13 protein-coding genes and 3 tRNA genes are annotated in these 13,291 nt (G+C 34.2%); 12 read left to right on the top strand and 4 right to left on the bottom strand.

The features are described from left to right. Positions 1-68: 68 nt before the first annotated feature. Complete coding sequence (locus tag CCAND38_RS06140; RefSeq protein ID WP_042344382.1) at positions 69-2,024, top strand: TonB-dependent receptor plug domain-containing protein; 1,956 nt, start codon at positions 69-71, stop codon at positions 2,022-2,024. Between the two features lie 197 nt (positions 2,025-2,221). On the opposite strand, the gene CCAND38_RS12185 is transcribed toward CCAND38_RS06140, so the two are convergent. After that, positions 2,222-2,356, bottom strand: coding sequence for a hypothetical protein (locus CCAND38_RS12185; RefSeq protein ID WP_439096264.1), 135 nt, complete (start codon positions 2,354-2,356; stop codon positions 2,222-2,224). Positions 2,357-2,891: 535 nt separating this feature from the next. Here CCAND38_RS12185 and CCAND38_RS06130 point away from each other — a divergent pair. Further along, complete coding sequence (locus CCAND38_RS06130; RefSeq protein ID WP_042344381.1) at positions 2,892-4,115, top strand: DUF4934 domain-containing protein; 1,224 nt, start codon at positions 2,892-2,894, stop codon at positions 4,113-4,115. Between the two features lie 475 nt (positions 4,116-4,590). Here the strand turns inward: CCAND38_RS06130 and CCAND38_RS06125 are convergent, their stop codons facing one another. Next, positions 4,591-5,118: a shikimate kinase gene (locus tag CCAND38_RS06125; protein WP_042344379.1), complete on the bottom strand. Its 528-nt coding sequence runs from the start codon at positions 5,116-5,118 to the stop codon at positions 4,591-4,593. A gap of 129 nt (positions 5,119-5,247) precedes the next feature. On the opposite strand from CCAND38_RS06125, the gene CCAND38_RS06120 reads away from it, so the two are divergent. The 10 genes from CCAND38_RS06120 (at position 5,248) to metK (ending at position 11,140) form a co-directional block, all read left to right on the top strand. Then, positions 5,248-5,320, top strand: a tRNA-Lys gene (locus CCAND38_RS06120). Positions 5,321-5,355: 35 nt separating this feature from the next. Next, positions 5,356-5,428: transfer RNA gene (locus CCAND38_RS06115), tRNA-Lys, on the top strand. A 46-nt stretch (positions 5,429-5,474) separates the two neighbouring features. After that, a tRNA-Leu gene (locus CCAND38_RS06110) sits at positions 5,475-5,556 on the top strand. A 109-nt stretch (positions 5,557-5,665) separates the two neighbouring features. Further along, positions 5,666-6,706, top strand: a complete 1,041-nt coding sequence (locus CCAND38_RS06105) for an o-succinylbenzoate synthase (protein ID WP_042344377.1) — start codon at positions 5,666-5,668, stop codon at positions 6,704-6,706. A gap of 137 nt (positions 6,707-6,843) precedes the next feature. Continuing rightward, complete coding sequence (gene gcvH / locus CCAND38_RS06100; RefSeq protein WP_042005613.1) at positions 6,844-7,224, top strand: glycine cleavage system protein GcvH; 381 nt, start codon at positions 6,844-6,846, stop codon at positions 7,222-7,224. Further along, the gene (locus CCAND38_RS06095) at positions 7,217-7,609 is read left to right on the top strand and encodes a VanZ family protein (RefSeq protein WP_042005611.1); all 393 of its coding nucleotides are present in this window, start codon (positions 7,217-7,219) and stop codon (positions 7,607-7,609) included. The genes gcvH and CCAND38_RS06095 overlap by 8 nt, the downstream gene beginning before the upstream one ends. A 32-nt stretch (positions 7,610-7,641) precedes the next feature. Continuing rightward, a complete protein-coding gene (locus CCAND38_RS06090) occupies positions 7,642-8,376 on the top strand; it encodes an energy transducer TonB (protein ID WP_042344375.1) in 735 nt (244 codons plus the stop codon). 91 nt (positions 8,377-8,467) lie between these two features. After that, positions 8,468-8,935 (top strand): FixH family protein, encoded by a 468-nt coding sequence (locus CCAND38_RS06085; protein WP_042344373.1) that lies wholly within the window; start codon positions 8,468-8,470, stop codon positions 8,933-8,935. A gap of 2 nt (positions 8,936-8,937) precedes the next feature. Further along, positions 8,938-9,654 carry a sulfite exporter TauE/SafE family protein gene (locus CCAND38_RS06080; RefSeq protein ID WP_042344372.1) on the top strand — a complete coding sequence of 239 codons (717 nt, stop codon included), beginning with the start codon at positions 8,938-8,940 and terminating at the stop codon, positions 9,652-9,654. A gap of 235 nt (positions 9,655-9,889) precedes the next feature. Continuing rightward, the gene (gene metK / locus CCAND38_RS06075; protein ID WP_042005604.1) at positions 9,890-11,140 is read left to right on the top strand and encodes a methionine adenosyltransferase; all 1,251 of its coding nucleotides are present in this window, start codon (positions 9,890-9,892) and stop codon (positions 11,138-11,140) included. A 641-nt stretch (positions 11,141-11,781) separates the two neighbouring features. On the opposite strand, the gene CCAND38_RS06070 is transcribed toward metK, so the two are convergent. Next, positions 11,782-12,459, bottom strand: coding sequence for a PAS domain-containing protein (locus CCAND38_RS06070; protein WP_042005602.1), 678 nt, complete (start codon positions 12,457-12,459; stop codon positions 11,782-11,784). A gap of 68 nt (positions 12,460-12,527) precedes the next feature. Continuing rightward, positions 12,528-13,211: a PAS domain-containing protein gene (locus CCAND38_RS06065; protein WP_042005600.1), complete on the bottom strand. Its 684-nt coding sequence runs from the start codon at positions 13,209-13,211 to the stop codon at positions 12,528-12,530. Positions 13,212-13,291 lie beyond the last annotated feature (80 nt).

The raw sequence follows: 13,291 nt of genomic DNA, 5'->3' as shown, positions 1-13,291 counted from the left end.
CGATGCGCATGGAATTGCTACACTGTTATTGGTGTAGCAATTCTGTGTTATTTATATACCATAAAACCATGTTTCGAGTTTTTTTCTCTTTGATTTTCTTAATGCTGGTGGCTAATGCCTTCGGCCAGAATGATAGTTCTAAGAAAGAAGAAAAAGCTATTGAACTTGAGGAAGTTACGGTTATAGCAACACGAAGTGAAAAAAAGCTAAAAAACGTTCCTATTGTAGTTCAACTACTGACGAAGGAAGATATTTACAAATCACAATCTACTGACTTTCAAAGTTTTTTAGAAAACGAATTTTCAGGAATCAATTTTACGTATGATGGAGGTCGCCCGAACATCAATATGATGGGTTTTAGTGGAAAGTATGTCCTCTTTTTGATTGACGGCGAACGTGTTGCAGGAGAAACTTTTGAAAACATTGATTACGAACGAATTGACTTAGACAACATTGAGCGAATTGAAATTATCAAAGGTGCTTCATCTTCGCTTTATGGCTCCAACGCTATTGGTGGGGTTATCAACATTATTACAAAAAATGCTCAGAAATCATTCGATGTTAGTTCAAGTTATCTATATGATACCAATATTGACCACAGAGCCAATCTTTCCATAGGAAGTAAACAAAAATGGGGAAGTCTTCAAATAGGGTCATTCTACAAAATGCGAGAACCATACTTGCTGAAAGATACCGAACAACGAAAAATTTTTTATACTGACGGGAGAGTTAAAGAGTTGCCTCATGACTACTTGCATATTGCTGGATTTACAAACTATGGAATAAATCCAAAGTTAAACTTTCGAATTTCTCCAAAGTGGGACTTAGAACTCAAACCTGCCTATTATTTTAGTGAACGAAATGATGGGACTGAAAATGCTAAAAAAGTACTTGAACGTTATTACAACTATGCTTTATCACTCAAATCCACCTATGAACTATCTCAAAATGAATCGATTAAACTTACAGGAAGTTTTGATCGTTATAGTAAATTCAACTACTATCGCCTTTTAAATGAGCAGGAAAAAAACTATGAAAACACTCTAAAACGTGTCTCTACGCAATATAACAATCTAATTTCTGGAAAACATACGCTTGTTGCAGGAGCTGAAGTTCTTGTAGATGAATTGATTAGTCTGCGTTTTAACGAGAAAGGTACGGAAGCTAGTAAAGACAGCAAAAACTATACACTTTTTGCTCAACAAGATTGGATTTTGTCTGATCGCTTCACTCTCGTGGCAGGAGTTCGGATGGACTATCATTCTCTATTTCAGGAACATTTCACGTTCCGTTTGTCGGGAATGTACACTATAGATGAATTTACTTTACGAGGTGGATATTCCAGTGGATTTCGTTCTCCTACGATTAAAGAGCTCTATACCAATTGGTTCCATCCTTGGGGTGGAGGATTTCAAATTAAAGGGAACGAAACCCTTAAACCAGAATTAAGCGATAATTTCAATTTTTCAGTAGATTACAGTACTAAAAAACTGAATATCACAGCTATAACTCAATATTCCGTAGTGACAGATAAAATCGATTTCGTATGGTCAGATTCACATAGCTCAATTGACTATACCAATTTCAAAGGTGCTACACGAATTATAAGCTCAGAGTTTTCGGTAGCGTATCGATTGAACAAATTCTTTCGATTGAAGAGTTCCTATGCTTTTTATGATATCGAAAAACGTCTTTCCGACCATCGACCACATACATTTACCCTCAAAGGAGAATATTCGCCCTCTGACAGTCTGAAATACATTCCTAGCCTGATAATTAGCGGAAAATATGTGAGTTCAACTACTCTTTTTTCTAGTGAAGAAAGAAATACTTTTGAAGAGTATTATTCGGTTTATGAGCCTTATTGGATTTGGCGATTGCAAACTTCAATGAAACTGCCTTTGGGTTTTGTGCTAAATGCAGGTGTTAATAATCTTTTAAATTACAAAGCTAACACCGTTGGATTTTATTCATCTATCAGTCCAGGACGAACATTTTATATAGGAGTGAAATATAGTTACTGATAGCCCATTTCTTAAATTTTTAAAGTAAAATACAGCAGATTTGTACTTTTAGCTATCATTTTTCGGTCGTATTTTCCAAAGTATTGATTATGTATACCCAAAATTGATGTAAAAAAAAGGTAATTTCAAAGGCTTTAAATGATTTTCAAGTCTCTTTGAAAAACAAGTTTTTCTGACAGTTCTACAAATTCTGTACTTTAAATTCCTGTTATTTTCTCCAATATGAGTAGTGTGTTTTTACCAATTTTATGATTATCTTCTTCAAAAACAGAAATAAAAGCCTCCCAATTATCGGTGCAAATTTGTCCAAAACTTATGCCTAATCTTTTCAATTTTTTACGAAGTTTTCGAACTGTTTTCTTGTTTCGATTACCTATTGACATACTACAATTTCCTTTTTAATGCTAACTTATTCGATTTCAGCAATATCTCGTATACCTGCTTTTCTTACCAAAGGAATCAAAATCTTTTAGTAAATTATTGATAAACAACCTTTATAGGTCAAATTATGGTCGGCGATGAATTGGCGATGACAACCCTTGCAAAGATAATTTTGCTTTCCTTAAGAAATTTTTCCGTTTTTTACTATCTTTGTACTTTAACAATCGGGACAATACAGTATAATTCTTATTTGTGTTCAATAAAATTATTACATTTCATTGATTGTCAATTTTTTTATATCATCATAATTTTTATAACACGACCATTATTTTGTTCTCAGAAGAAACTTAGGTTCAGAATTGCAAAGGTCTCTTGTGGTTGCAATGATAGGTACAATGATGATGGGAACATTGGTAAGTTTGTTTATTATTCTGTTAATTTATTGGTTGATTTATAGGGGAAAATAGGATTTTAAAAACGAATCATATGAAAACAACACAAATTTTAATCGGAATGGTTATGTTGTTGATAGCGTGTTCCGACAGTAAAACACAATCCAATCAAGGTACAAAAAGTACTTCTTCCTTAGAAAAAATAATTGACTTAGAAAAAGCCATTGAAAACCCTATAGAGCCACTGAATTTAAGCGATTTTGTGGAGGATATAGAATATATTCGCCCGGAATATCCCGCTTCGTTAGTGGATATAATTTTTGATGTAGCATTGAATGAAAATTATCTCTTACTACAAGTTCGAGAACGACTTTTATGTTATTCCCGAGATGGAAAATTTCTACGAGAAATAGGTAAAAATGGACAAGGACCCAAAGAATACTTGGGAATTCGGGCTTCTTCACTACACGACAGTCTTGTCGCCATTCATAGCAATTGGACACGAAAGATTTTGTGGTATAACACTGATGGTGAATACCTAAAAGAGACCCCCGTTGCAGATGGAATTTTAAATATTGATGTTTTAAATAATGATAGAATTGTAATACATCACTTTCCACACACAACTCCAATAGATGATCCTAATCTTTGTATCGTAGGAATCATTGACAGCAAAGGAGATACCATTCAATTGAAAAAATCAAAACCGTATTATTCAAAAGGACAAACCTTACAACAAAGTATATGGAAGTATAATGATATGGTTCGTGTATTGAGTTGTATAAATGACACTGTATATTCCGTTTCAAAGGACGAAATTTTACCCACTTATGTTGTTAATTTTGGAAAATACAAAGTAAGTCAAGAATTTTTTTCTGATATGCACTCGAGTCCATCAGAAAAAAGCGAGAAAGGAAGAAAATTTATTCGACATCTTTCCTTTTCAGAAATGTTTGACAAGATACTGATAACATTCATATACGACAAAAAAAATTGGTACGGAGTCCATAGCAAACAATCGGGGGAAACTTCGGTATGGAGCGTGAAGCCTGACAGCATCAATAAATACGGATTTTTAAAAGGTGGTGGCTGGGTAAATGATGTTGACGGAGGTTATTCGGTTACGTATTTGAAATCTAATTCTGATGGTTATTTTATTAGAATTGTTCCACCCGATGAATTAAAAGCTCGGTCTTTAGAAAATAAAGAACGTATCGAGGTAAAATATCCTGAAAAACAAAAAAAATTAGAGCAACTTGTCAATTCGTTAGATGATGATGAGAATCCTATAATTATAATTTATAAACTGAAAAAATGAATTGAGTTCAGTACTTAATTGCATATATTTTTCAATGGTTCAACACTGATTTTTCAGCATTTTGACCGCTTTTCATCGGTATTGGAGATTTGGAGTTAAGAAAATCAACGAATAAAGCGTGAAAATTTTCCATTGTTCGAATCGACCACAGGAAGTAAGTTTGGAAAATTTGTCGGAAGCCGACTGCTTATTTTTTAATGCCCGTGCGGCTCGCACTTTTGGTTCTCCGTCACCTAAGGAAAAGGACTGTGTATGAAAATAAATAATGAACTCAATAAAAATATTTCATAAAAGTATCAATTCTTTATGAAGTTAGGTCAAGCCATGAAAATTATAAACTTTTAATCCGTTTATTTGAATCACTTTTTCATCTTGAAAGTTGGTAAAAAAACATAAAGTTACCCGTTGTTTCTATGTGGTTCAAATTATAATAGTTCAAAGTATTATTTTATACGTTAAGCTTATTAAATACGACTTATTGACTCTTTCCAATGATATTCATTTCAATCTGAGCTAAACTTTCATCTATTGAAAAGTTATCCGAAGCGATAATGAAATGAGCTTGATTGTAAAACATATTTCGCTCAAAAATATGTTTTCGTATAAAATCTTCCAAATTCTCATCATCGATATCAGCTATCAAAGGACGATTTCTTTTTTCGCATTTCAAACGTTCTGCTAACTTTTTAGGACTATATCGAAGGTAAAACACATAAGGCGAATGTTCCAAAATTAAATTCATATTATTTCCAAAGCAAGGCGTTCCTCCTCCCAAAGCCAATACAAAGTCAGTTTCTGATTGTAGTAAATTTTTTAGGTAGTCATGTTCTAATTTTCGGAAGTAAATCTCACCTTTTTCTTTAAATATTTCTTTGATTTCTTTATTTTCTTTTGATTCGATATAAGAGTCTAAATCAATGAATGGAAGATTTCTTCTTTCAGCCAGAATTTTTCCAAGTGTAGATTTACCACTACCCATGTATCCAAGTAAAATTATTTTCATTTTTAAATGTTTTATTTTCAGATAGTTGTGAAAAAAGTTTATTTTTGTCTGCAAATTTACTTTATTTTTTCTTGCAATCTAAAAAAAATGTTATATATTTGCACCCGCATTGAAGAAATAGTTAAAGGAGACTTGGTAGCTCAGTTGGTAGAGCACAACACTTTTAATGTTGGGGTCCTGGGTTCGAGCCCCAGCCAGGTCACAAGGGTTATACAATTTATTTTTTTTGATTTTGAGGACTTGGTAGCTCAGTTGGTAGAGCACAACACTTTTAATGTTGGGGTCCTGGGTTCGAGCCCCAGCCAGGTCACAGAAAAAAGTTAAGTTTAGGCTTAACTTTTTTTGTATGTTACCTTGCCTACGTGGAGAAATTGGTAGACTCGCCATCTTGAGGGGGTGGTGCTGCAAGGCGTGCTGGTTCGAATCCAGTCGTAGGCACAATTGTAAAAAAACCGTCCGATGAGGGCGGTTTTTCCTTTTATATGCAATAAACAGAGCTTCGCATTCGATTTGCGTTTCTGAAAAAAATCAAGAAAATTTACCTTAAATGTTAAAAGCATCTTATAAAAAATATACTTTACAGTTTAAACGTCCTTCAGGAACTTCAAGAGGAATTCTTACCCAAAAAGAAACCTATTTTCTCTTTATCTCTAATGGAGAAAAAAAAGGAGTAGGAGAATGTGGCTTACTCAAAGGTCTTAGCGTTGACGATCGTCCTGACTATGAACAGAAATTACAGTGGGTATGTGAAAACATTCATTTAGGAAAGGAGCAACTACTCACGCAATTAATAGAATTCCCCTCTATTCAATTTGGAGTGGAACAGGCGTTTCTATCTGTAGAATCAAAGAATTGGTATCAACTATATCCCTCTGAGTTTACGATAGGGAGGGATCTTATACCGATTAATGGTTTGATATGGATGGGAACTGCTGATTTTATGAAATCCCAAATCAGAGAAAAGATTCAACAAGGGTTTAGGTGTATAAAAATGAAAATTGGTGCAATTGATTTTGAGCAAGAATATCAGATATTGAAGAGATTGCGTACTGAATTTCCAGTTGAAGATATTGAAATTCGAGTTGATGCTAATGGAGCTTTTTCTCCTCAAGATGCTCTTGAAAAATTAAAGCAATTAGCGGATTTAGAATTGCATTCCATTGAACAGCCTATCAAAGCAAAACAGAGCGAGATAATGGCGAAATTATGTGAACAAACTCCTCTGCCGATTGCTTTGGATGAAGAACTTATCGGAGTTTTTGGATATGAATCAAGAAAGCAGCTTTTGGAGCAGATTAATCCACAATATATTATCTTAAAACCTTCATTAGTTGGAGGTTATAAATCATCCGAGGAATGGATTCGTCTTTCCAATGAATGTAAAATAGGCTGGTGGATTACCAGTGCTTTGGAAAGTAATATTGGGCTTAATGCTATTGCTCAATGGACATATACTTTAAATACTGAAATGCCACAGGGGTTGGGTACAGGAGCGTTATATACCAATAATATATCATCTCCTCTCTTTGTTTCGAGCGGATTTTTAGGGTATGATCCAGAGCGAAGTTGGGAAGTTAATATCTTGTAAAAAAGGTGTTTACAAAATAGAATAGGGAATGTAGATAAAAATCTAAAAGAAATATTAAAATTTCTATCTTAAAAACGTTTGTTATTTCAAAAAAAATATAGTACCTTTGAAGTCTGTTAATAAAATATTAAAACATTATGAATATTCCATCAGAATTAAAGTACACTAAAGACCATGAGTGGGTTCGTGTTGAAGGTGATTTAGCCGTTGTAGGTATTACAGATTTTGCTCAAAAAGAGTTGGGCGACATCGTTTACGTAGAAGTTGAAACAGAAGGCGAAACTCTTGATAAAGAGGAAGTTTTTGGAACTGTTGAAGCTGTAAAAACAGTATCTGATTTGTTTTTACCAGTCAGTGGTGAAATCGTTTCTTTTAACGAAGTTTTGGAACAATCACCAGAGAAAGTAAACACAGACCCTTACGGAGATGGTTGGATGATTAAGGTGAAGTTCAGCGATGCTTCTGAATTAGATGAACTTATGTCTGCTGACGATTATAAAGAGTTGATAGGTGCTTAATAAAAAGACGTTTGGCATTTTGTTGCTAATTTGGGTGATTGTTATTCTGGTTTTGAGTCTAATGCCTCCAAAGAATGTAGATGAATTACCGAAAATCCCTCATTTGGATAAAGTTGCTCATTTCGTATTTTATTTTATATTTACAATACTGTTTTTTTTGACATTTCAAAATAATAAAGAAAATGTTAAAAAAGTAGCTAATATTTACATTTTATCATTTGTTGTTGCTTTTTCGTTAGGAATTTGTATCGAATGGTTGCAAAATACTATAACACAAGACAGAAGTGGAGATTTATTTGATGTTTTATTCAATACTTTTGGCACAGTTGTTGCTCTAATCGGTATGAAGTACATTAATAAAAAGCTTTTAATTAATGTTAAATAAATGTTTAATTACCTTTTAAAAAGATTTAAGTTATGCAACCAAAAAAGAATCCAAAAGCAGACTTGACTAAAAGTAGTGGATTGTTTTTTGCTATTGGTTTTGCTTTAATTTCTGCGTTGTCCTATGCAGGATTTGAAATGAAATCGTATGACAGAAAAGAACACGAAAGTCGTTTGTCTGACTTAGACAATTCAAATCTTGATGAAGATCAGGAAGAATTCGCAATGGAGGAGTTTACGCCTCCGCCACCACCACCACCGCCACCACCAGTTGTGGAAGACGTAAAAGTGGTTGAGAATGAAGAACAGATTGAAGAAACCATTATTAGTTCAACTGAAACAACCAAGGAAGAAGTGGTTGCGAAAGTAGAAGAAATTGAAGTAGTTGATGAACCTGAGGAGGAGGTTGATGTACCGTTTACCATCATTGAAGACAAGCCTATGTTTGAAGGGTGTGAGAAGTTGAAAACTAAAAAAGAACAAGAAGATTGCTTCAAGTCATCGTTGGATAAACACGTAAAACGAAACTTCCAATACCCTCAATCAGCACAGGAGATGAACATTCAAGGGAAAGTAACGGTAACGTTCCGTATCAACAAAGATGGTACTGTATCTGTTGTGGGAACCCGAGGCCCTGATAAATCGTTGGAAGCTGAAGCTCGTAGAATCATTGAAAAACTACCTAAGTTAATTCCAGGTAAACAACGTGGAAGACCAGCAGCGGTAGTGTACCAATATCCTATCAACTTCAAATTGGCGAATCAATAAAAGAAATTTAAGTAAGAGTCCGATTTTCGGACTCTTTTTTTGTGCTTTGTTTCGATTTACGTATCTTTGCAGAATATAAATTATCACTGAAATGATTACAGAAAAGAAGAAATTTAAAATAGGGTGGGGGACAGGTATTGTTATTGCGTTTGCATTTTTTATTACGTTTATCATGTACTTTGTTCTCAATATGTCTATAAACAAAAAATATGATCACGATTTTGTTACTGAGGATTACTACAAAAAAGAATTAGCTTTCCAGAATATGATGGAAAAAGCAAAAAAAACTGCTTCAGAACAAATGGGAGTAGGTATTCAGAGTTCAGAGGCAGGTGTTATATTGACATTTCCACAAAAAACTACTGATGCTATTGTTGGAACTGTATATTTTTACAGACCTTCGGATCAAAAAAGAGATTTCAGAATACCATTGCAAATTAAAGATAATCAAATGCTTGTACCTATGAATGTGCTTTCAAAGGGGCGTTGGGTAGTAGAAGTTAACTATCAGTTTGATAGTCAGGATTATATATCTACAGAAAAAATAGACATCAAATAGAAATGCTTTATACAGCACTTATTTTAGGACTTTTAGGAAGTTTTCACTGTGTAGGAATGTGTGGGCCTTTGACCTTACTACTACCTTTGAGACATGATAATCCTTTCAAAAAGGCTATTCAAGTGGCTACCTATCACATAGGTAAAACGTTGACTTACGTGCTATTGGGAGTGCTTTTCGGAGTTTTAGGTAAAGGTTTATTCGTTAGAGAGTATCAACAACAATTATCTATTATTATAGGAGTACTGATGATAGTTGTGGTTGTGCTTTCTTTGGTAAAAATTCGCTTAAACGTATTTACGAAGCCTATTTATTTTTTAATAGGATTTGTCAAACGGGCTTTGGGGCGACAACTTCGTTATAAAACAGCTTTTTCCGTTTTTCTCATTGGTTTTTTTAATGGTTTTCTTCCATGCGGATTGGTGTATATGGCGTTGTTTGGTGCTTTAGCTGAAACCGGCATAACAAATTCTGCAATGTATATGCTTTTTTTTGGATTGGGAACAGTTCCTTTACTAACGGCAACCATTTATTTAGGTAATTTTTTAAAAACAAAAACGAAAATCTATATCCAAAAGATTATACCTTTTTTTATTATCCTTATCGGAGCATTGTTTATTTTACGAGGATTGGGCTTGGGGATCCCTTATTTATCTCCATCTAATATGAACTTGATGATTAAAGCTGATCCTGATTGTCAAGTACCCATGTACCGGTAATTGTACTTTAAGCAAACGGGATATAAAAACTTTTTGCATTAAAAATTTGCCATTATATAAATAAATTCTACCTTTGCACCATCATTAACAAGAGGAAAAATTTGGACTGATTGCAACCTCTTTTTGGAACTTCCGAAAAAATGCTAAAACAGTGACTTATACTATCTTACATAAGGATATTCTATCCAAAAACAAGGCAATTTCCAAAGTTATCCTTTCTAAATTCTATTAAGAAATGGGGTATTTATTTACATCGGAGTCCGTGTCAGAAGGACATCCTGACAAAGTCGCTGATCAAATCAGTGATGCTCTAATTGACAATTTTTTAGCTTTTGATCCAAGTTCAAAAGTGGCGTGTGAAACCTTAGTAACTACTGGACAAGTGGTATTGGCAGGGGAAGTGAAGTCGGATATTTATATTGATGTTCAACAAATTACACGCAATGTTATCAAGAAAATAGGCTACACCAAAAGTGAATATATGTTTGAGGCGAATTCGTGTGGTATTCTTTCAGCAATTCACGAGCAATCACCTGATATTAATCAAGGTGTGGAACGAGCAAAACCCGAAGAGCAAGGAGCAGGTGACCAAGGGATGATGTTCGGATATGCGGTAAACGAAACGGAAAATTACATGCCGTTAGCATTGGATTTATCACATACGCTTTTGAGAGAATTGGCTGATTTAAGACGTGAAAATAAGGAAATTACCTATCTACGACCTGATGCAAAAAGTCAAGTTACATTGGAGTATAGTGATGATAACAAGCCTGTACGAATCAATACTATCGTGATTTCGACTCAACATGATGATTTTGCTTCAGAGGCTGAAATGCTACAAAAAATTAAACACGATATTATTACTATTCTAATTCCGAGGGTAATAAAAAAATATCCGCAGTACGCCCCATTTTTTGATGATAATATTATTTATCACATCAATCCAACAGGAATTTTTGTTATTGGAGGGCCTCATGGCGATACAGGGCTGACGGGACGAAAAATCATTGTTGACACTTATGGAGGTAAAGGAGCTCATGGAGGAGGAGCTTTCTCAGGTAAAGATCCAAGTAAAGTAGACAGAAGTGCAGCGTATGCTATGCGACATATTGCAAAAAACATGGTAGCTGCAGGTATAGCAGATGAAATTTTGGTTCAAGTAAGTTATGCTATTGGAGTGGCAGAACCAACTGGGGTGTATGTCAACACCTATGGTACGTCAAAGGTAAACCTAACTGATGGAGAGATTGCAAAAAAAATACAGCAAATTTTTAGCCTTCGTCCATACGATATTGAGCAGCGATTGAAATTGAGAAATCCAATCTATAGTGAAACAGCTGCTTACGGGCATATGGGACGAGTGCCACAGATTGTTACAAAAGAGTTTTCTTCTCCTTATAATGCTACTAAAACCGTTGAGGTTGAGTTGTTTACTTGGGAAAAGTTGGATTTTGTCGATAAAATTAAAGAGGCTTTCGGAGTGTAAAAACTCAAATAATGTCTGAAGAGTTTAAATATAAAAATCATGATCGCACTGTTTTGGTTAGTAAAATAATATCTGCAAGATAATAAGTGCTTATTTTATTAAAGAGGTAGTGATTAAGTAAAACTCTTCAGACAGTTTTATTTCAGGTAGTACTTTTGGCTTTTGGTTAGCATAGAAAATTATTAAGGGTATTCCTTAATTTTTGAGTCTCATATTTATTTTTTTGAGTTCAGTACTTAATTGAATATACTTTTTAATGGTTCAACACAGATTTTTCAGTATTTTGACCGCTTTTCATTGGCATTGGAGATTTGGCTTTAAGAAAATCAACGAATAAAGCAAAGTAAGCGAAAACTTGGAGCTTAGTATGTGGAATTTTTTCCACTGTTCGAAGTGACTGCAGGAAGCAAGTTTGGAAAATTTGTCGGAAGCCGACTGCTTTATTTTTTAATGCCCGTGCGGCTCGCACTTTTGGTTCTTTTCATCTAAGCACCATTTTTTACCACATTGTCCTGAAAAGAGAAAATAAAAAGACTATCCGAATAGAGAGGTTCGTCATTAATAAATGGTAACGGTGTCTAAAATACACAAAATCCTCTTTTTTTGGATAGTCTTTTTTTTATTGTATTTGCTTTTTTGTACTATGAGAACAATCTCTCGAAGAAGTTTCTACGTTTTTCGTTCATAGCATTACTTACGTCATAAATGTCATCAGAAACCACAGTATTGTTATCCATAGCACCTGCAGCCTGTCCTGAAAATGTTTTGTTTTCTCCTTCTGACATAACGCTAATAACAAAGTCGATATAATCTTTACCTTGCATTGCTAAGTAGTTTTTGAAATAGCGACTACTTAACTCAGTTCCTCCAATTTTTTCTAACTTTAACAGTGTTTCGTAAAACGGAGCTAAGTAATTATCTATAGCTTTTTGAGGTACAGCCTTTCTTCTACCGATATAATGTGTAATATTACCCATTGCATCACGACGCATTTCAAAATCTGTAACCACCCAATAGTATTCTCCTGATTTTGCTAAGTTTTTAACAACTCCAACGAAGTTGTTTCCTTTTTTCAAATTCTCCCATAGCATTTTGAAAATCAATTTTGGCATGTCGGGGTGTCTAATCAAATTATGAGGTTGCCCAATAAGCTCCGCCATCGAGTATCCAGAAACTTCTGAAAACACGGTATTTACGTTAGTGATAGTTCCAAAACTATCTGTCTCACTGATTAGGACTTTTGATTTGTCCCAAACTACTTCTCTATCAATCGGAGTCGGTCTTTGAATTGTAGGCTCCACTCTTTTAAAATCAGACATAGTTCTTTCTATTTTAGGTTATTAAAATGCAAAAGTAATAATTATTTCATTAATATTGTAAAAATTAATTAAGAAAATAATCTACCAAAGAAACTTTTACGTTTTTCGTTCATCTCATCACTCACGGTATAGATGTCATCGGAAACCATTTTATTGGTATCAATAGATGTCACTGGAATGTCTTGGAACGCTACATTTTCTCTATTTTCAGCCATTACATCAATGATAAAATCAATGTAGTCTTTTCCTTGTTTGTCCAAATAATTTTTGAAAAAACGAGCACTCAAATCCATACCACCAATTTTTTCAAGTTTCACCATTGTTTCGTACAAGGGGGCTACGTAATTATCAATCACTCCTTTTGGTACAGATTTTCTACGTGCGATGTAGTGTGTGATATTCCCCAAAGCGTCACGACGCATCTCAAAATCGGTAATAACCCAATAATATTCGCCTGATTTTGCTAAGTTTTTAACGACACCTGCAAAATTATTCCCCATTTTCAAGTTGTCCCAAAGCATTTTGAATGTTACCTTTGGCATATCTGGGTGACGGATGATGCTGTGTGGCTGACCAATCATTTCAGCTGGAGTATACCCCGCAACCGTACAGAAAATGTCGTTCACGTTGGTAATACGACCGTACACATCTGTCTCACTTATAATAACTTTTGATTTATCCCAAACCACTTCTTTATCAATAGGAGTGGGTCTTTCAACTGTCAATTCGATGTCTCGATAATCCTTAATCATATGCAAAAATCTGTATTGGTTATTTCTCGACAAAAGTACGGAAAATAAAGAGAATAATATCCCTTTAAAAATGTTAAACT

Origin of the sequence: Capnocytophaga canis (assembly GCF_000827555.1) — a bacterium.
GTDB classification, from domain to species: domain Bacteria; phylum Bacteroidota; class Bacteroidia; order Flavobacteriales; family Flavobacteriaceae; genus Capnocytophaga; species Capnocytophaga canis.
The sequence above is the reverse complement of the archived record's forward strand: the minus strand, read 5'-3'. Positions and strand labels throughout refer to the sequence as shown.

What these genes read in the sequence shown, in the direction of transcription:
- CCAND38_RS06125 (WP_042344379.1), bottom strand. Translation starts at nt 5,118, where the DNA reads ATGAAAATAATTTTACTTGGATACATGGGTAGTGGTAAATCTACACTT.
- CCAND38_RS06080 (WP_042344372.1), top strand. Translation starts at nt 8,938, where the DNA reads ATGCTTTATACAGCACTTATTTTAGGACTTTTAGGAAGTTTTCACTGT.
- CCAND38_RS06065 (WP_042005600.1), bottom strand. Translation starts at nt 13,211, where the DNA reads ATGATTAAGGATTATCGAGACATCGAATTGACAGTTGAAAGACCCACT.
- metK (WP_042005604.1), top strand. Translation starts at nt 9,890, where the DNA reads ATGGGGTATTTATTTACATCGGAGTCCGTGTCAGAAGGACATCCTGAC.
- CCAND38_RS06140 (WP_042344382.1), top strand. Translation starts at nt 69, where the DNA reads ATGTTTCGAGTTTTTTTCTCTTTGATTTTCTTAATGCTGGTGGCTAAT.
- CCAND38_RS06090 (WP_042344375.1), top strand. Translation starts at nt 7,642, where the DNA reads ATGCAACCAAAAAAGAATCCAAAAGCAGACTTGACTAAAAGTAGTGGA.
- CCAND38_RS06070 (WP_042005602.1), bottom strand. Translation starts at nt 12,459, where the DNA reads ATGTCTGATTTTAAAAGAGTGGAGCCTACAATTCAAAGACCGACTCCG.
- CCAND38_RS06130 (WP_042344381.1), top strand. Translation starts at nt 2,892, where the DNA reads ATGAAAACAACACAAATTTTAATCGGAATGGTTATGTTGTTGATAGCG.
- gcvH (WP_042005613.1), top strand. Translation starts at nt 6,844, where the DNA reads ATGAATATTCCATCAGAATTAAAGTACACTAAAGACCATGAGTGGGTT.
- CCAND38_RS06105 (WP_042344377.1), top strand. Translation starts at nt 5,666, where the DNA reads ATGTTAAAAGCATCTTATAAAAAATATACTTTACAGTTTAAACGTCCT.
- CCAND38_RS06085 (WP_042344373.1), top strand. Translation starts at nt 8,468, where the DNA reads ATGATTACAGAAAAGAAGAAATTTAAAATAGGGTGGGGGACAGGTATT.